Origin of the sequence: Synechococcus sp. R55.3, from assembly GCF_047461975.1 — a bacterium.
Lineage (GTDB): Bacteria > Cyanobacteriota > Cyanobacteriia > Thermostichales > Thermostichaceae > Thermostichus.
Window position 1 is genome coordinate 1 of record NZ_JANSIG010000011.1, and the last position, 17,157, is coordinate 17,157.

Annotated in this window: 17 protein-coding genes and 1 tRNA gene; 7 read left to right on the plus strand and 11 right to left on the minus strand. The window is 59.0% G+C overall.

Annotated elements, in window-relative coordinates; all coding sequences use genetic code 11:
* Nucleotides 1–239: 239 nt before the first annotated feature.
* Both NW849_RS02995 and NW849_RS03000 read right to left on the minus strand, forming a co-directional pair.
* Nucleotides 240–312, minus strand: a tRNA-Thr gene (locus tag NW849_RS02995).
* An 82-nt stretch (nucleotides 313–394) separates the two neighbouring features.
* Nucleotides 395–2,005 (minus strand): apolipoprotein N-acyltransferase, encoded by a 1,611-nt coding sequence (locus tag NW849_RS03000; protein WP_414355843.1) that lies wholly within the window; start codon nucleotides 2,003–2,005, stop codon nucleotides 395–397.
* A gap of 223 nt (nucleotides 2,006–2,228) precedes the next feature.
* On the opposite strand from NW849_RS03000, the gene NW849_RS03005 reads away from it, so the two are divergent.
* The gene (locus NW849_RS03005) at nucleotides 2,229–2,765 is read left to right on the plus strand and encodes an HNH endonuclease (protein WP_414355844.1); all 537 of its coding nucleotides are present in this window, start codon (nucleotides 2,229–2,231) and stop codon (nucleotides 2,763–2,765) included.
* 9 nt (nucleotides 2,766–2,774) lie between these two features.
* On the opposite strand, the gene NW849_RS03010 is transcribed toward NW849_RS03005, so the two are convergent.
* Together NW849_RS03010 and cysC are read right to left on the minus strand one after the other, a co-directional pair.
* Entirely contained in the window at nucleotides 2,775–3,710 is a 936-nt protein-coding gene (locus NW849_RS03010; protein ID WP_414355845.1) for an alpha/beta fold hydrolase, read from the minus strand.
* A 96-nt stretch (nucleotides 3,711–3,806) separates the two neighbouring features.
* The gene (gene cysC, locus NW849_RS03015) at nucleotides 3,807–4,334 is read right to left on the minus strand and encodes an adenylyl-sulfate kinase (protein ID WP_414355885.1); all 528 of its coding nucleotides are present in this window, start codon (nucleotides 4,332–4,334) and stop codon (nucleotides 3,807–3,809) included.
* A 135-nt stretch (nucleotides 4,335–4,469) separates the two neighbouring features.
* On the opposite strand from cysC, the gene NW849_RS03020 reads away from it, so the two are divergent.
* The gene (locus tag NW849_RS03020) at nucleotides 4,470–5,735 is read left to right on the plus strand and encodes an aspartate aminotransferase family protein (protein ID WP_414355846.1); all 1,266 of its coding nucleotides are present in this window, start codon (nucleotides 4,470–4,472) and stop codon (nucleotides 5,733–5,735) included.
* Here the strand turns inward: NW849_RS03020 and NW849_RS03025 are convergent.
* A complete protein-coding gene (locus NW849_RS03025) occupies nucleotides 5,732–6,148 on the minus strand; it encodes a hypothetical protein (RefSeq protein ID WP_414355847.1) in 417 nt (138 codons plus the stop codon). The genes NW849_RS03020 and NW849_RS03025 overlap by 4 nt on opposite strands.
* A 174-nt stretch (nucleotides 6,149–6,322) precedes the next feature.
* Between NW849_RS03025 and NW849_RS03030 the strand changes: the two genes are divergently transcribed.
* The 3 genes from NW849_RS03030 (at nucleotide 6,323) to NW849_RS03040 (ending at nucleotide 8,682) form a co-directional block, all read left to right on the plus strand.
* On the plus strand, nucleotides 6,323–7,147 hold the full coding sequence (locus NW849_RS03030; RefSeq protein WP_414355886.1) for a creatininase family protein: 825 nt from the start codon (nucleotides 6,323–6,325) through the stop codon (nucleotides 7,145–7,147).
* A gap of 174 nt (nucleotides 7,148–7,321) precedes the next feature.
* Nucleotides 7,322–7,984: a Uma2 family endonuclease gene (locus tag NW849_RS03035; protein WP_414355848.1), complete on the plus strand. Its 663-nt coding sequence runs from the start codon at nucleotides 7,322–7,324 to the stop codon at nucleotides 7,982–7,984.
* 14 nt (nucleotides 7,985–7,998) lie between these two features.
* Nucleotides 7,999–8,682 (plus strand): Uma2 family endonuclease, encoded by a 684-nt coding sequence (locus tag NW849_RS03040; protein WP_414355849.1) that lies wholly within the window; start codon nucleotides 7,999–8,001, stop codon nucleotides 8,680–8,682.
* A gap of 261 nt (nucleotides 8,683–8,943) precedes the next feature.
* Here NW849_RS03040 and NW849_RS03045 read toward each other — a convergent pair whose 3' ends face one another.
* On the minus strand, nucleotides 8,944–9,582 hold the full coding sequence (locus tag NW849_RS03045; protein ID WP_414355850.1) for a Crp/Fnr family transcriptional regulator: 639 nt from the start codon (nucleotides 9,580–9,582) through the stop codon (nucleotides 8,944–8,946).
* A gap of 306 nt (nucleotides 9,583–9,888) precedes the next feature.
* Here NW849_RS03045 and atpC point away from each other — a divergent pair, with 306 nt between their 5' ends.
* Complete coding sequence (gene atpC / locus NW849_RS03050) at nucleotides 9,889–10,296, plus strand: ATP synthase F1 subunit epsilon (RefSeq protein ID WP_414355851.1); 408 nt, start codon at nucleotides 9,889–9,891, stop codon at nucleotides 10,294–10,296.
* A 160-nt stretch (nucleotides 10,297–10,456) separates the two neighbouring features.
* Entirely contained in the window at nucleotides 10,457–10,963 is a 507-nt protein-coding gene (locus tag NW849_RS03055) for a heavy metal-responsive transcriptional regulator (RefSeq protein ID WP_414355852.1), read from the plus strand.
* Here the strand turns inward: NW849_RS03055 and glmS are convergent.
* From glmS to larB, 5 genes are all read right to left on the minus strand, one after another.
* On the minus strand, nucleotides 10,924–12,771 hold the full coding sequence (glmS, locus tag NW849_RS03060; RefSeq protein WP_414355853.1) for a glutamine--fructose-6-phosphate transaminase (isomerizing): 1,848 nt from the start codon (nucleotides 12,769–12,771) through the stop codon (nucleotides 10,924–10,926). The genes NW849_RS03055 and glmS overlap by 40 nt on opposite strands.
* A 146-nt stretch (nucleotides 12,772–12,917) precedes the next feature.
* Nucleotides 12,918–14,141: an MlaD family protein gene (locus NW849_RS03065; RefSeq protein WP_414355854.1), complete on the minus strand. Its 1,224-nt coding sequence runs from the start codon at nucleotides 14,139–14,141 to the stop codon at nucleotides 12,918–12,920.
* Nucleotides 14,141–14,947 (minus strand): ABC transporter ATP-binding protein, encoded by an 807-nt coding sequence (locus tag NW849_RS03070; RefSeq protein WP_414355855.1) that lies wholly within the window; start codon nucleotides 14,945–14,947, stop codon nucleotides 14,141–14,143. The genes NW849_RS03065 and NW849_RS03070 overlap by 1 nt, the downstream gene beginning before the upstream one ends.
* A 204-nt stretch (nucleotides 14,948–15,151) precedes the next feature.
* Nucleotides 15,152–16,039, minus strand: a complete 888-nt coding sequence (locus NW849_RS03075; RefSeq protein ID WP_414355856.1) for a TerC family protein — start codon at nucleotides 16,037–16,039, stop codon at nucleotides 15,152–15,154.
* Nucleotides 16,040–16,299: 260 nt separating this feature from the next.
* Nucleotides 16,300–17,133 (minus strand): nickel pincer cofactor biosynthesis protein LarB, encoded by an 834-nt coding sequence (gene larB / locus NW849_RS03080; RefSeq protein WP_414355857.1) that lies wholly within the window; start codon nucleotides 17,131–17,133, stop codon nucleotides 16,300–16,302.
* Nucleotides 17,134–17,157 lie beyond the last annotated feature (24 nt).

Below are 17,157 nucleotides of genomic sequence, written 5' to 3' on the forward strand. Positions count from 1 at the left end.
CTGTAAAAAAGCCAATATCTTCTGCCATTTGTTTTCATCTAAAAAAACCAACTTCATCCTCTTTCCTCTATAAATTATTCTCTCTATCCTAACATAAGATCAACACGACCTAGGCTAAAACGGCTATAACTGCTGCTATAGCAATCAAGAGTTAATCAGTGAAAACAAAATCAACAATAGTGGGCGAGCAATGAATTAGAGCAGGAGTGTGAGGGACTCCAAGGTGTTCAATTCCAGAAAGCTGATGATCGGACTCGAACCGACGACCTGCTCATTACGAGTGAGCTGCTCTACCAACTGAGCTACATCAGCAACGGTTGATTCGATAGGGGAACCCGCCGCTCCGGAGCAAGCAATCCCAATCTTGATCCTGGGCAGGTTTACTGATCCTAACTCATCCTTGCCTCACTCGGGATCCCCAACGCCATAGCCCCAAAGACAGCCCCAACGTTAGCCACGCCAGCCAATCCCCTGCGCGATTGTAGAAAGTTGTCTCAGAGCGCCGCCTCACCTCTCCCGTGATCACCCCCCGCTGAAAGATGGGGCCGACCTGCTGGAGCCGACCTGAGGGATCCACCACCAAATTGCCGCCGGTGTTGTTGACAAACACCACGCTACGCCGATTTTCCACAGCCCGAAAAACCGAGAGTTTGCCATGCAGCATCGGCCAGTGGCTATTACCAAACCAGCTATCATCCGAAATTACGATCAAAGACTCGGCACCGCGACGAGTCAAAGTTCGGCTGGGCGCAGGCAACACGCTCTCCAAGCAGATCATCACCCCCAAAGGCCCGAAAAGCTCCCCCCCGGCCAAAGGTCGGTAGCCATCCGGCGAGGGCACATAGCGCCCCGACTCGAAATAGGGAAAGATCCACTGCTTGCCAAACCCATCCAGCAAGTTGCCCTGGGCGTCAAACAACAGGGCCGTATTAAAAAATCGCTGCTGCTCTTCCGGCAAATGGGCTGTGCGGGGATCCGGCTCTGTTGCCCCCGTAATCAAAGCGCCTTCCGGTGGCAGAATCGCTTGCATCGGCTCGATCACGTAAGGCTCTAGGCCGGTATTCAGCAGCCGTGCCCGCAGCGCCCCCTCCGGCCAAATCACCAACTGCGCCCCGGCAGCCACCCCCTGGGCAGAAAGCTGATGCAGCTCCCGGTAGCGCTCCATGCGGTAGTCCCAACTGCGATCGGCTTCCAGCCAAGCCACCTGCTGCACTGCCCCCACCCGAAAGCCGGGATCCCTGTTTTCAACGGCCAAGGCATCGAAGTAAGCCAGGCGCACGCTTCCATAAGCCAAGACCAGCCCTGTCAGCCCCAGGCCCCAGGCAAGCGTACTCCAGAAATCTCTGTTCTTGAGCATCTCACCCAAAGCGTTTCTCAGGGATCCCCTAGCCGTCTGCCACCGGCTGGAAATCTGCCTGGCCATCTGCCAAAGAACCCCATTGACGAACACGGCAAAAAAGGTAACCCCCCAGATCCCGGTGACATCGGCCACCTGGATCCCGAGAGGCCAGTCGAACAGCAAGGATCCCCAGTGGAAAGGGATGGGCCACCAGAGCAAGCCCAACAGCCCATCCAAGCCCGTCCAGACCGTGGCCAAACCCAGCGGACGTGCCCAAGCCGGCAGGGGACGACTCAGTTGCAAACTCAGGAGCGTAGCGGTGGTGAAAAAGAGGGGGATCAGGGGAGCCACCACCACGCCCCCTAGGATCTCCCAGGCGCTCAACACCTCAACCGAGAAGGGATCCACCCAGAAGGCGTACAGGCACACCCAAAACCAGAGGCCATAGGCCAAACGCCACCGCGCCCACCCTTGCCGTTGTTCGCACAGGTCAAACAGCGGGGCTAGGCCCAGCAGCGCCCCCGGAAACCAGTGCCACCAGCGGTTGGGGGACCCCAGACAGAGCAGCAGGATGGCTAGACCCATCAGCCAGCGGGATCCCTCGCCTGGGTTTCTCTTTTGGGGCAGATCCTGCCGTTGAGTTGAAGATTTCAGTTCCAGCTTCATCACCTCAATAAAATTCAGCCTCTTCGGGAAACCCCACGGGGATTGAACACGCCCCTGCCGACGGATCCTCTCCAGAGTAGCGCCCTTGCAGCAGCCGCAACTATCTCCTGGAGCACAGGGCTCCTACTGCCCGAATCTGAAGCTGTGTTAACATTTTGCATAACTTCAGGGGGCTGGTGCCTCCCGGCTTGGGTTAGGGATCCCGTCAGCGGTGCGTAGCACTATGGGCAAAGTTTTGGTTTTGAATGCCTCCTACGAGCCGCTCAACATCACCAGTTGGCGCAGGGCGGTCGTTCTTTTGCTCAAGGGCAAGGCCGAGCAAATTGAGCACAATGGCCGAGTGGTGTACGGCAACATTCCTTTGCCCACCGTCATTCGCCTGCGCCACTATGTCCACGTTCCCCATAAGGAGATCCCGCTCACGCGCCGCAACGTCCTCTACCGGGATGGGCACCGTTGTCAGTACTGCGGCTGCTTCGGCGAAGATCTCACCCTGGATCACGTGATCCCTCGCTCCCGTGGCGGCGGAGATACTTGGGAAAATGTGGTCAGTGCCTGTGTGCGTTGCAACGTGAAAAAAGGGAACCGCACCCCCCGCGAAGCCGGTATGCCCCTGCTGCGCCAACCCCGCCGTCCCCACAGCACTCTTTACTTTGAAATCTCCAAAGCCGTCGGCAGTGGTTCCCATCGAGAATGGTCTAAGTACACCATCGGCCTAGAAGGGGATCCCCAGGGGGAATCGTTGGACGACCCAAGCTAGACTGGCCGCCTAAGGATGGAGTTCTGATGCAGGGGCAGCTTTGGAAATGGGGGGAGAAGTGGTGGCCGGGATTCCTGTCTCGATCCACTGGTGGATCAGGGCATTGACCTGTTCTGGACGCTCATCGTGGGGGCAGTGGCCAGCCTCCAGGAAGTATTCCATCGCTTGAGGGTAGTGGGCCCGGTAGAGCTTAGAGCGTTCCCGCGCCCGCATCCAGGGATCCCGCTCTCCCCAGATCAACAACAGCGGGCGCACCAGGCTGCGCAGCAGCTCATCTACATAGCGTCCCTTCTGGCCGCCTCGCATCAAGGCCACAAACACATCGGCAGCACCCGGATCCTGGGTGGGGCGATGAATGTCCTCGACCAGCTGATCGGTCACGGCTGCCGGGTCGTAGTAAACCTGCTTCAGCTTGGCTCGGATCACGTGCGGCTGCCGCAAATACTGAAACAGCAGGTAAGACACCAGGCGCTGGCGCAGGCCCCAGCCCACCAATCCGCCTATCCATTGCCGCCATCCGGTCGGGGATCCCTTGAGCGTGGAAAACCCACCTGCCCCATTCAAAAGCACCACGCCCCGCACCCACTCCGGCCACTCCGCCGCAAAACTGAGCACCACATAGCCGCCCAGGGAGTTGCCGATCCCCACCACAGGCCGACGGATTACCTGTTGGCAAAAGTCCCGCAGTTGATCCCGCCAGATTTCGGTGCGGTAGTCCCAGTTGGGCTTGGCAGAGCGACCGAAACCCAGCAAATCAATGGCATACACCTGATAATGTTGAGCCAATTCGGGAATGTTCTTGCGCCAGTGGTCGGTAGAGGCCCCAAAGCCGTGTACCAGAAGCAGAGGCTGCCCCTGCTCACCCTGTTTGACGTAATGAACTGACTGCCCTCGCCAGATCCACCGCGCCGAAATGGGAGTGGCCGATACCGATGTCGAAGCCATAGGAGTTGCTTGTAAGCCTTTCTTAATTCTAGGTTCTTTGCAGCTACTCCGGGGGGAAGCCCACCCTCTACGGGCAACGTAAGAGCAGTGGGCCTGTTAGACATAACCTCTGCTTTTTAGGCTTTGTATCACCAGGTCAATACATTCGGAGATGCTTTGCTCGGCAGTTTTGCACACCACCTCCGGCTGTTCCGGCGGCTCGTAGGGATCGTCGATGCCGGTAAAGTTCTGGATTAAGCCTGCCCGCGCCTTTCGATAGAGGCCCTTCACATCCCGGCGTTCGCACACCTCCAAAGGGGCATCCACAAAGACCTCGATGAAGCTGCCAATATATCGCCGTACCTCCTGCCGCACCGCCCGATAAGGGGAAATAGCCGACACCAGCACAATCACCCCGTGCCGAGTCAGCATCTCCGCCACAAAGCCGATGCGGCGAATGTTCTCCTCCCGATCCACTTTGCTGAAGCCCAGACCCTTGGTGAGATGTTGCCGCACCAGGTCCCCATCGAGCACTTCCACCGGCAGCCCCCAAGCGCGCAACTGCTGGGCCACGCCGCAGCTCAGGGTGGTTTTGCCCGCCCCGCTCAATCCCGTAAACCAGACCGTTACCCCCCGCCGCGACATCGGTTCGTAGGGATCCCTGAATCTTTGGCCCCGCCAGAATATCATCTCCAAAGCAGGGTGGTACACTCGAAACACGGCTTGCGTCAGCCCCAAAGCGCTCCGCGCCGCCAACACGACAGCAATCTTTTACCGGCCATGTCTCCTCTAACTTCGCCTCTTGCCAGTGCCCCCTCGGGATCCCCGACAACTGCCGAGCTGTTTGCCGAGCATGTGATGGCCACCTATGGGCGCTATCCCCTGACCTTGGTGCGCGGGCAGGGGTGTCGAGTTTGGGATGAGCAGGGGCGGGAGTACCTGGATTTTGTGGCCGGCATTGCTACCTGTACTCTGGGGCATGCCCACCCGGTGTGGATTCAGGCGCTCACCGAGCAGGCGCAACAGTTGCATCATGTTTCCAACCTTTACTACAACCAGCCGCAGGCGCAACTGGCCCAATGGCTGACCCAGCACTCCTGTGCCGACAAAGTGTTTTTCTGCAACTCAGGGGCGGAAGCCAATGAAGGAGCCATCAAGCTGGCCCGCAAGTATGCCCACGCGGTGCGCGGGATCTCAGATCCGGTGATCCTCACCGCCCATGCCAGCTTCCATGGCCGCACCCTGGCCACCGTTACCGCCACCGGCCAGCCGAAATACCAGAAAGACTTTGCCCCTCTGGTGCCCGGCTTTGATTACGTTCCCTACAATGACATCGAGGGCACAGCAGCAGTGTTGGATCGCTGGGGCGAGCGGGTGTGTGCCGTGCTGTTGGAGCCGTTGCAGGGGGAAGGGGGGGTTGTCCCGGGGGATCCCGCCTATTTTCAATGGTTGCGCCGGATCTGCAGCGAGCGGGGCGTTCTGCTGATGTTGGATGAGGTGCAGGTGGGCATGGGCCGTACCGGCATGCTGTGGGGCCACTGTAACCTGGGGGTGGAGCCGGATGTGTTCACCTTGGCCAAGGGCCTGGCCGGTGGGATCCCCATCGGGGCCTTGTTGGCGAAAGACTTTTGCGCCGTGTTTCAGCCGGGGGATCACGCCAGCACCTTTGGGGGCAACCCCTTGGCTTGTGCGGTGGGTCTGGCGGTTTGCCGCACGCTGATGTCAGAGAGTTTGGTTTGGAATGCCCAGCAGACGGGGATGTATCTGCGTCAGGGGCTGTCCCGCCTGGCGGAGCAGTTTCCACAGCTCGTTGAGCAAGTGCGGGGCTGGGGCCTGATTCAGGGTTTGGTGGTGCGCATCCCGGCGGCTGAAGCGGTCAAGGCGGCGATGGACTGCGGGCTGTTGTTGGTGCCGGCAGGATCCCAGGTGGTGCGCTTGGTGCCCCCCTTGATCGTCACCCCGGCGGAAATCGACGAGGCTCTGGTGATGTTGGAATCGGCTTTGCAGAGGTTGGCCGCCTCCCTTGGCCATTCCGGGGAAGCCTAGCCTCGCCAAACTTGTCGCAGAAAGGCCTGCAACTGCTGTCGGGCAGAGGGCTCGTGGGGAGCGGGATCCCTTGCCTGCTCCAAAAGGGGCAACACCTCCTCCGCATAGGCCGGGACAAAGCCGGCAGCAGGCCAGAGCAAATCCGAGGTGGCCCGCAGGTTCAAGACTTGGGATCCCTGCCTGAGCAAGAGAGGTCGCACCCAGAGCAATGCTGGGGATCCCGCCGCAAGATTGTGGAGAGAAGCCTGAATCAGCTCCACATAGAGGGTGGCTTGCGGCCCTGGCAGGGCGAGGATGGGACGGGGTGAGGGTGGAGTGCTGCCCACCTCCACCGGGGCAGGCAAAGGGCGGCTTCTGGAAGGGATATTCTCCACAGAGCCACATCGGGCGGGCAAACGAGGCAACAGGGTCATGCAATCGTTAACTGAAGACGATATGGACTGTACTGATCCTAATCGATGGCCTCCTTACTTTTCTTTGGCAGGCGGGTTGGCCGGGGATCCCGTCTTTGCGGACATTTCGTGAACCCGATCTTGTGGCATGGTGCTAGGTAGCTTTCTGATCAGACTTGGACGGATCCCGCCATGATGCACACTTTTGTCCCGCCCCACCGCTTTTTCCCCTACCTGACCTGGACAGAGATCCAGGCCATGCCCGATAAAGAGAACGTGGTGATCATCCAGCCGGTTGCCTCGATTGAGCAACACGGGCCCCACCTGCCCCTGGTGGTGGATGCCTGCATCGGCACGGCGGTCATCGGGCGCGCCATGGAGAAGCTGGAGCCTGAGATCCCGGCCTATGTTTTGCCCACCCAATGCTACGGCAAAGCCAACGAGCACTGGCATTTCCCCGGCACCATTACCCTCTCGGCCCAAACCCTGATGGCGGTGCTGACGGAAGTGGCAGAGAGCATCTACCGAGCTGGGTTTCGCAAGCTGGTATTCCTCAATTCCCACGGCGGCCAGCCACAGGTGCTGGAGATTGTCGCCCGCGATCTTCACCAGAAGTATGAAGATTTCATGCTGTTCCCGGTGTCCGTCTGGCGGGTTCCCCACGAAGGGCGAGAGCTGTTTACCGAGAAAGAGCGGGAATTGGGTATTCACGCCGGCGATGGGGAGACCAGTATGCTGATGCACCTTTTGCCCGATACGGTGCGAACCGACCGATTGGTCTGCGAATATCCCCACGATCTGCCGGAAAACAGCTTGCTCAGCATGGAAGGGCGGATCCCTTTCGCTTGGGCAACTCGCGACCTCACCCAGAGCGGAGTTTTGGGCGATGCCACTGCCGCCACGCCGGAGAAAGGCAAAGTTTTGGTGGAGTCCATGTCCGATAGCTGGGTGCGGCTGATCCGAGATCTGCACAGGTTCCAGCAGCCCAAGGCTTGGCGCAAAGCCCCGCTGCCGGTCTAGGGATCCAGGCAAAGGTCTGTGGTTCATTGCCCTATAGACCTACGGCCTGCTTTGTGAAAGGCTTTCGCCAAAACTGGCTGGCCATTGAAACCATTAGGATTGAAGAGAAGAGATGAACTCCCCCATCTCATTTTTGCTAAGGGGTGATAGAGCTACGCTTCGCCAGTGCGACCAATGACCCTTTCCTTAAAACCGGCCACCCAACCCATCCTTGAGCGCCACAGCGCCACCTGGCAAGACTACGTGGCCATCCGCGACCATCCCGCTGTGGATTGGCAGAAACTTTCCTTTTATCAGGGCTGGTTGTGGGTCAACATGGGCAAAGAAGGGCCAGAGCATGCCTCCGTCAGCGATTTCATCACCATCGTCTTTGGTTTTTGGGCCTTTCTCCACCCCGATGTCCCCTTGCAGTCTTGTGGTCGCTGTCTGATCGAACGCCCCGAGACCCATGCCTGCGCCCCCGATCTGGTGCTCTACAAAGGCGATAACATCCCCAAGTACCAGCCCGGTGAACCGCGGCGGATTGATCTGCGCTACCAACGGGCGCCTGACTTGGTGGGCGAAATTGCCGATACTACCCTCAGCATTGATCTGGATGAGCAAAAGCAACTTTACGCCAGCTTGGGTATTCCCGAGTATTGGGTGATAGACGTCAAAGGGCGCCGCGTCTTTGCCTTTGGGCTAGCTGAGGGGGGCCAGTATCGGGCCATTGCCCAGTCACAGGTGCTCTCAGGTCTGAAGATAGACCTTCTCGAGCAAGCCCTGGAGCGGCTGGCCGAGGAGACCAACACCGCTGCTGCCAACTGGCTCCTCCAACAGTTGCAAAGCCGGGCTTAAGAACCAAGATTGATATGACTGTCATCTCCCTAAAAACCTCAACCCCCCCTATCCTCGAGCGCCACAGCGCCACCTGGCAGGACTACGTGGCTATCCGCGACCATCCCGCTGTGGATTGGCAGAAACTTTCCTTTTATCAGGGCTGGTTGTGGGTCAACATGGGCAAAGAAGGGCCAGAGCATGCCTCCGTCAGCGATTTCATGACGGCAATTTTTTTCGCATGGACCTTTCTCCACCCCGATGTCCCCTTGCAGTCTTATGGTCGCTGTCTGATCGAACGCCCCGAGACCCATGCTTGTGCCCCCGATCTGGTGCTCTACAAAGGCGATAACATCCCCAAGTACCAGTCCGGTGAACCGCGGCGGATTGATCTGCGCTACCAACGAGCGCCTGACTTGGTGGGCGAAATTGCCGATACTACCCTCAGCATTGACCTGGATGAGCAAAAGCAACTTTACGCCAGCTTGGGTATTCCCGAGTATTGGGTGATAGACGTCAAAGGGCGCCGCGTCTTTGCCTTTGGGCTAGCTGAGGGGGGGCGTTATAGGGCAATCTCCCAGTCACAGGTGCTGACAGGCTTAGAAATGCTGACAGGCTTAGAAATAGCTCTTCTTGAACAAGCCCTGGAACGACTTGCCACCCAAACCAACACTGCTGCTGCTAGCTGGCTCATCCAACAGTTACAAGGCCATGCTTGAGGCTGCCACTGATGAAGATTCCAGTCGAAGAACTAGGGATAAACCTTGATTTCGATTCAAACTAGGGCACTACACCCACACCCAAAACATTGGTCGCGTCAGCGTTGCGGAGCAATAATGCACGCGGCCAAAGTCTTTTCTCAATGGCCCAGGCATCTCACTCTAACCTGCAACGACTACAACTCCGAACAAAAAACTGCCAGCTTTTAGCCATGCCCTAGAAGCAGATCTTATTCAGCTTCTACTGGCTTTCTACTAGCTTCACGGAGCGGGGGCGAGTTTGATAACAAGGTGACGGTTTTTGTCCACCGCAATCCAGCCCTGCTGGCGAAAACGGTTCAGGAGACGGGTAATGGTGACCCGGGTGGTGCCGATGGCATTGGCCAAGTCCTGGTGGGTAAGGCGCACCTGAATGCGAACCCCTGTCGCAACTGGGGATCCCAGCTCCCCAGCCAAAAGGGAGAGCAACTGGCGCAGCCGATCCTCCACCCGCCGCCGTCCGGCCAAGGCGAGCAATGCTTCGGTTTGGCGCAGCCGACGCACCACCTGCTTGAGCAGCCCTTGACTCAGGATCTCTGAGGCTTCCACTTCTGCTGCCGGCAGCCGCAGCACATCAACTGCCGTCAAAGCCGTGGCTTGGTAGGGATCCAACATCGTCAGCGGGGATCCCAGGGGCATGGAAGGGCCGGCAAACCCCAACAGCGCCTCACCACCGTTGGGATAGAGGGTGGTCAACTGCACCACCCCCCGACAGACGATCACCCATTCATCAGGAAACAAAGGGATAACCTGGCCGGGAGTGTAGGGGGATAAACTGCGGCTGCGGTAGAGGTCTTCCAGCAGTTGGCGCTCCCGTGTGGACAGGCCGGCAGCAAAATGGCTAGGCATCGCTTCAGGCATAGGCTGGCTCCGCTAAGAAAACTGGGCGCACCAGTCGTTGGGCTCCCCCTTGCAAACCAACAGCAATGGGCTGGCCGTCAATGCTGAGGTTGGGGCATGAGATAAGTGTTCCCGACAACACCTTAGCGCTTGCCTCCCAGTCTGAAGTAAAGGCAAGGTTATGTCCAGGTTAAGTGTGGCTGCCCCGAGAGAATAAAGACAAAAGGGGAACCAGGCAAAGCTGCAGGGATCCTAATCCGCTAGGATCGAAACCAGGGTGCTCCGCACCGTCGACGCGAAAGTGCTCAAGCTTTCAGGAGATCTGTCGTGACGCTGATGGTTCGTGTGATTACCCCCGACCGCACGGTTTGGGATGCCCCCAGCGAGGAAGTGATCCTCCCTGCCACTTCGGGCCAATTGGGCATTCTCACCGGGCACGCCCCCCTCTTAACTGCTATCGGCAATGGCGTTATGCGGGTCAAAGCCGATGGAAAGTGGTCGGCCATTGCGGTCATGGGCGGATTTGCAGAAGTCGAAAACAACGAGGTAACCGTCCTGGTTAACCGAGCCGAGCGGGGCGAAACAGTGGATAAGGCGGCGGCTCAGGCCCTCTTGGATGAAGCCAGCAAAGTTTTGAATACCAGCAGCGACAAGCAAGAGCGCTTGCAGGCCAAGTTGGATCAACAGCGGGCCAGGGCCTTGATCCAAGCTGCCGAGATGGGCAGTAAGACCTGAGGGATCTCTTGAAGCTGACTCTGTCCCGATGCAGGATCTCCAGATATAGCCCAAGCTGCAGGGAAGAGGGGGAGGTGAGGCGCAGCCAGATGGCCATTCTCCATCTTCCGAGATTGGCTTTGTTAGGCTGGAGGAATCCACAAAAGATCCAGTTGAAGGCATGTTGAATCCTGCTGCTGTCCAGGACTTGTCTGCTAGCCTGAAGATCGGCCAGGTGGCTCTAGCAGCCGGCTTGCCTGTACGCACGGTGCGCTACTACGAATCGATAGGCCTGCTGAAGCCAACGGTGGAACGGGCGGAGTCCAGCTATCGGCTGTTCGACCCTTCGGTTTTGGTTCGTCTGGCCTTTATCCGCCGCTGCCAGAGCCTGGGCCTGAGCTTAGAAGAAATCCGCCAAATCCTGGATGTCCACGACCGAGGGGAGCAGCCTTGTCCAGAAATTCGCCAGCATCTGCAAGGCAAGCTGCAGGAGATTGAACAGCGAATTGCCGATCTGCAAGCGCTGAAAAGCCAAATTCAAGGTCTCCTCTCCGATTGGCAGATCCCCCCTGCGGCTGCTGATGAAAAAGAGGTGATCTGCCCGATTTTGCAAAAACCAGGGGCCGGCGGTGGCAAGAGCGACAGCCGTTACTCCACTGTTACCGACTTAGCCAAGTTGCGCGGCTGATCCACATCGGCTCCGCGGCGCAAAGCCATGGCGTAGGCGAACAACTGCAGGGGGATCACGTTCAGAACCGCCGACAACAGGGGTGTCGTGCTGGGCACCTCGATGATGTGGTCGGCTTTCTCCCGCACCTGGGTGTCTTCGGGGTTGATGAGGGCGATCACCCGTCCCCCCCGCGCCCGCACCTGTTCGATGTTGGAGAGCATTTTTTCGTAGACGGGATCCCGGGTGGCAATGCACACCACCGGCACCCGCTCGTCGATGAGGGCGATAGGGCCATGCTTCATCTCCCCTGCCGGGTAGCCTTCGGCGTGGATATAGCTCACCTCTTTCATCTTCAAAGCTCCTTCCAGGGCAATCGGGGCGTTAACCCAGCGGCCCAGATAGAGCATGTTGGCAACATGATGGTACTGCTCCGCCAGTTGGTCGTAGAGGGCGGCGTCCTTCAGCATCAGGCTGATCTTGCCCGGCAGCTCGATCAAGGCTTGCAGGTGGGCTTGGATCTGGGCCGGGCTGAGGATCCCTTTGGCCTGGGCCAGCTGCAAGGCCAGCAAGTACCCTGCCACCAACATGCCGGTAAACACTTTGGTGGAAGCCACGGCAATCTCCGGCCCGGCATGGATGTAGAGGACTCCAGCATCCGCCAGGCGGCTGGCCTGGGATCCGATGGCGTTGACAATCGCCAGAGTCGGGATCCCTTGGGTGCGGGCCTCGCTCATGGCTGCCAGCGTATCGACGGTTTCTCCCGACTGGGTTAGAGCCAGCAACAGGTGGTTGGGGCGCAACACCGGCTGGCGGTAGCGAAACTCAGAGGCATAGTCCACCTCCACGGGGGTACGGGCCAAGCTCTCGATGAAGTACTTGAGCACCCAGCAGGCGTGCCAGGCAGTACCACAGGCTACGGCGTGGATGTGCTCAATGTGGGCCAGTTGTGCTTCAGAAAGCGTTAGCCCCTCCAGTGTCACCCGGCCCTGTTCCAGATCCACCCGCCCCCGTAGCGTATCGGTGGTGGTGCGGGGCTGCTCAAAGATCTCCTTCTGCATGAAGTGCTTGTAGCCTCCCTTGGCGGCTGAGACGGGATCCCAGGCCACGGTGATGCTGGATTTGCGCAGCTCCTCGCCGGTAATGCGCAGGTAGCGCACTTGAGACTCCGTGAGAACCGCCATTTCCCCATCTTCTAAGAACACCACCTTGCGGGTATGGCGGACAATGGCAGGCAGATCGGAGGCGACGAAGTTTTCCCCTTCTCCCTCTCCCACCACCACGGCTCCGGCATTGCCCAAACGGGCTGCGATCAGCCGATCCGGCGCCTCCCGATCCAGAGCCACCACGGCGTTTCCCCCCCGCAGTTGCCCCATGACCTGGCCAAAGGCCGCCTCAAAGGAGCCCAGCTCTTCTGTATAGAGGCCGAGCAGTTGGGCGATCACTTCCGTATCGGTTTGGGAGCGGAATGGGATCCCCCGCTCCAAGAGGCGCTCCTTCAGCTCCAGGTAGTTTTCCACAATGCCGTTTTGGATCACCACAATGCGCCCGCGCTCGTCGCACTGGGGGTGGGCATTTTCTTCGGTCACGCCGCCGTGGGTGGCCCAGCGGGTATGTCCGATCCCTACCTTGGCGGTGGGCATGTTGGCGGTGAGCTTCACCAGCAGGTTGTGCAGCTTGCCGGTGGCGCGAACAATCCTCAATCCCTCTTCGGGATCCACCGTGGCGATGCCGGCAGAATCATAGCCCCGATACTCCAAGGTGCGCAGGCCCTCCAACAGGATGGGGGCAGCCCACTGAAAACCCACGTAGCCGACAATGCCACACATTCCTCACACCTCAACCTCAGTCGCGCCAGCGTTGCGTAGCCATAGGGGGTGCCGTAGGCACAGCACCTTATCCGCAAAGCCTACCCCAGCTTCGGGATCCCTTCAACGGCTTTGGCCGACGTTGTTCACCTCAGCGGGTTGCCAATTTATGGGGAAGTCTGCGGCTGCCATCCTTGGGATCCAGGGGCAACTCCCTGGGCAAAAGAGACGGGCGCAAAATGGAACTGATAACCTTCGGCCACCGCGGGCTGGATCCCATCTTCCCCAGGGACGCTGGAGACCAAGTTGCTCAGCCCCAACACCAACTCTCGAATGCCGCGGCGAAACTGGGGATCCCCGGTCAGCTCGTCGATGTCGGCGGTAATTTTTTGCATATTCTGAAAGGTGATGCGGGCGGAATCGAGGGTTTGGCGCAGAGTAGCTAAAGTGCCCGGATCGTTGAGGCTGGCGGCAATCTGCTGCAGATCTTCGGTAGCTTGGGCCACGTTCTCCGCAGCCGCTCGCACCTCGGCCAGGATCTGGCGCACATCGGCCTGGAGTTGTGGATCGGTAACCAGCGGGCGCACCGCGCTCGACATGGCCTGTAGATCGGCGCTCACCTGCTGAATGTTCTCCAGGACGGCGTTAAGGGAAGTGCGGTTTTGATCCACCAGGGCGGTGAATTGATCGGCAGCCGCTTGAAAACTGCGGGCAGTTCCCCCCACAGCTCCAGCCGCGTCTTGGATGGCTGTGGCAGCGGTCGTGAATTGCAACAAGTCCAGATCTTCGGTGCGCAGGGCAGCTACTCGCTCTTCTACGGTTTCTGAAAGACTGGCTACGCTATTGGCGACGCGGGTGATCCCTTCTAGGGTGGCGTTAAGGGTGTCGAAGAGCTCATCGTCGTTAATCCGTGTGAGCAACTGATCCAGCCGGATCAATAACTGGCCAAAATCCACTCCAGGTTTGCCCTCCACCACATCCCCATCGCAGATGATTTGACTGCTGTCGCAATCCGCTGCCAGAGGGGATCCCGTTGCCGCCTGACCCCTCCCCTGGGGCAGGATATCCATCACCGTTTCCCCCACCAACCCCGTCTGTTTGGTAAGAAACAGGGAATCGCGGGGGATGACTAGGGGCTGATCAATGGTCACCTGTACTTCTACTTGGCTGGGTTGAGGCACAATCCGCTCCACTCGACCTATGGTTACCCCCCGCAGCCGCACACTGGATCCCTCGGCCAGCCCGGCCACGTTGGTATAGGTGACGGTAAATTGAAAGCCGCGACTGCCGAAGCGCAGGTTGTAGATCCACAAAAACAGGCCGGCAAAGCCCAGCGCCCCCGCCAGGATCAACAGGCCCACTGCCCCTTCTCGCACTGCTCGCGAACGCATCACACCTGCCCCGCCACTTGAATTGGCCCTTCTACGCTACCGCTGAAAAACTGCCGCACAAAGGGGTTATCGCACGTTTCAATCTGCTGCACGGATCCCTCCCACTGCACCCGCCCCTGAGCCAACAACACAATGCGGTCGGTGGCGCGGTAAATGGTGCTGTGCTGGTGGGTCACCACAATGTAGCTCTCACAGGCTTTTTTCACCTGCTGCAGCTCCCGGATGAGATCTTCAATTACCGTGGAGGCAATGGGATCCAAGCCCGCTGTGGGCTCGTCGTACAGCAGCAATTGGGGCTCATCCTGGGGCAGAGAAGGATCCTCCATAATGGCGCGGGCGAAGCTAGCCCGTTTGCGCATCCCCCCTGAGAGTTCTTCTGGCAGGTTGTGCTCTTTGCCCGCCAGCCCCACCGCCTCCAGCTTGGCGGCCACCAATTCCTGAATACGGGAGCGGGGCAACTGCGAGTGCTCGTAGAGCAAAAAACCCACGTTTTCTTCCACCGTCAGGGAGTCGAAGAGGGCGGCCTGCTGAAACACCATCCCTACTCGCAAAGGGGGAGTTGCATGATGGGCTTGAATCTCCGGGAGCGGGATCCCGCACCAGAGCACTTCTCCAGCGTCTGGCTCCGTTAGGCCGGCGATGATGCGCAGCAGCGTCGATTTCCCGGTGCCCGAAGGCCCCACCAGGCCCAGGGCCTCACCCCGGTACACCTTCAGATCCACGTGGTCAAGCACCACCGTCGAGCCGAAGCGCTTGGAAACTTGGCGCAGCTCCACCAAGGGGGCAGTGCTCTGCACTGCTGGCATGCTCAGAACCTCCGCCCTCGCCAAAGGCTGGAGCCTATTTTCCGCGGCCTGCTGCTCCTTTGGGCTGTCTATGCTGCTTCTGAAGCACTTGACCAATGATTTCAAGCAAAACTGGGGGCTCAGGATGCTTCCCTCCTTGAGTCGGCTTCACTGCTAGTTTAGGAGTCGGCAGGGGCCAAGGCAATGAAGCAGCCCACAGCCCTATCAAGGCAGATCAGGGATCCCTGGCGATAAGCCCAAGCCGTACCTCTCCTCTCCATTCTCTCTGCTCTGCAGCTCAGGGGCGAGGTCTTCCTCAAGGGCAGCCACCCAACCGGAGGGGACGATCTCCATCTCGTCTGTAACCCCTGCTCTTTTCTCTTCCCTCTTCTCTCCGTCAGCCAGCTCCGGCTGTTCATCCTGCTCCGAATTGAGTTTCACGCGCCGCGAGAAACCCCAGACAAATAGGGGGATCACAGCCACCACCATCCCCCACTCCGGGATCTCGATTTGGGGGAAAAACACCTCCAACAACATGGTGCTCCCCACCAAGGCGATGATGGCAAAAGCGGCGTCTTCCAGGTGAGAGAACTCGTCCAACCAACGCAAAAACAGAGAAGCCATGTAGCGCATCAGGGTAATGCCGAGAATGCCGCCGAGGATGATTACCCAAGCCTTGCGGGAGACACCCACCGAAGCAGCGATACTGTCGAAAGAAAAGACCAGATCCGTCAGTTCCACCATCACCAGGGTCTGCCAAAAATTGGCGTGGCGGGTGATGTCCTGTTCTTGGCCTTCTTCCTCGCCCCGAAAGTGCTGCCAGGCTAGCCAGAGCAGATAACAGGCCCCCAAGAATTGGGCGGGCGGATACTCCACCAACCAAACCGCTGCAAAGACAATGGCGATGCGAAAGCCGTAAGCGCCGATGATGCCCCAGCGCAAGGCCCGATTCTGCTGCTGGGGGGTGGGCAGATGCTTCACCAGAGCTGCTAGGGCAACGGCGTTGTCCGCAGAGAGGGCGGCCTCCAAAAACACCAAAGCCACTACCAAGAAAATATCTGTCCAGGTGAAGGACTGAGTCATCCCTTGCGCCAGGATCAAGGTCGCTCCCATCGCATCTGTTGCATTTTTGACAAGTGTTGCATCAATTAGCATATTCGCGCGTTTTGTCCGCCCCAGTCAGTCCAACACAGCAGTTAACCAGCGTAGGAACCCTCCCCATCTTCGGATAAAGGTACCCCAGAAAAAGGCATGAACCCAGTTAGGTGACCAGAGGCAACACCCTCAAACTCCCGAAGGATGGGAAAGAGAAAGCCCAAGCCTAAACTATGGCCTGAGTATAGCCTGTTTGGCTCAGGATCTATTTACAATTCTTAACCTTCCGAAATCTGTCGATTCCCTGTTGGATCTCCAGTGGGGCCGCATGAACTCAATCGAGCTGCCAGCCGTTGTCCGCAACGCAGGATCTGGCCTGCTAGAATGGCCGCCCCGAAACCGTTATCGATGTTCAGCACTCCCACCCCCGCCGCGCAAGAGTTGAGCATGGTGAGCAGGGCAGCCAAGCCTTGAAAGCTGGCCCCGTAGCCAATGCTGGTGGGCACAGCGATCACCGGACAATCCGCCAGACCCGCCACCACACTGGCCAAGGCCCCCTCCATGCCCGCCACCACGATCAGCACGTCTGCTTGCAGGGCCGCCCGGTTGTGCAGCAGCCGATGGATCCCGGCCACCCCCACATCCCAGAGGCGCTTCACCTGAAATCCGGAAAGCTCCAGCGTGAGGGCGGCTTCTTCTGCCACCGGTAAGTCGGCAGTGCCGGCGGAGATCACGCTGACCTGTCCAGGATGGCTGACCACCTGCTGGGACGGGATCCAACACAAGCGGGCCAACTCGGAATACTGGGCCTGGGGCAAGCGGCTGCGGATCTCGGCATACACCTGGGCTTCGATGCGGGTGGCCAAGGCCAGGGATCCCCGCTGGTGGAGTTGCTCCAGGATTTGGGCGATCTGATCTGGGGTTTTGCCCGGCCCCCACACTGCTTCAGGAAAGCCCGTGCGCAAGGGACGGTGGTGATCCACATGGGCGAAGTCTCCCACCGGCTCAAAGGGCAGAAAGCGACAGGCTTGCAGGGCTTGCTCTGGGGTGAGCTCCCCTTGGGCCACCGCCCGAAACAGATCCTGCAGCGCTGTCGTGGAAGGGGGGTTCATGGAGGATGAGTTCAATTGCAACAC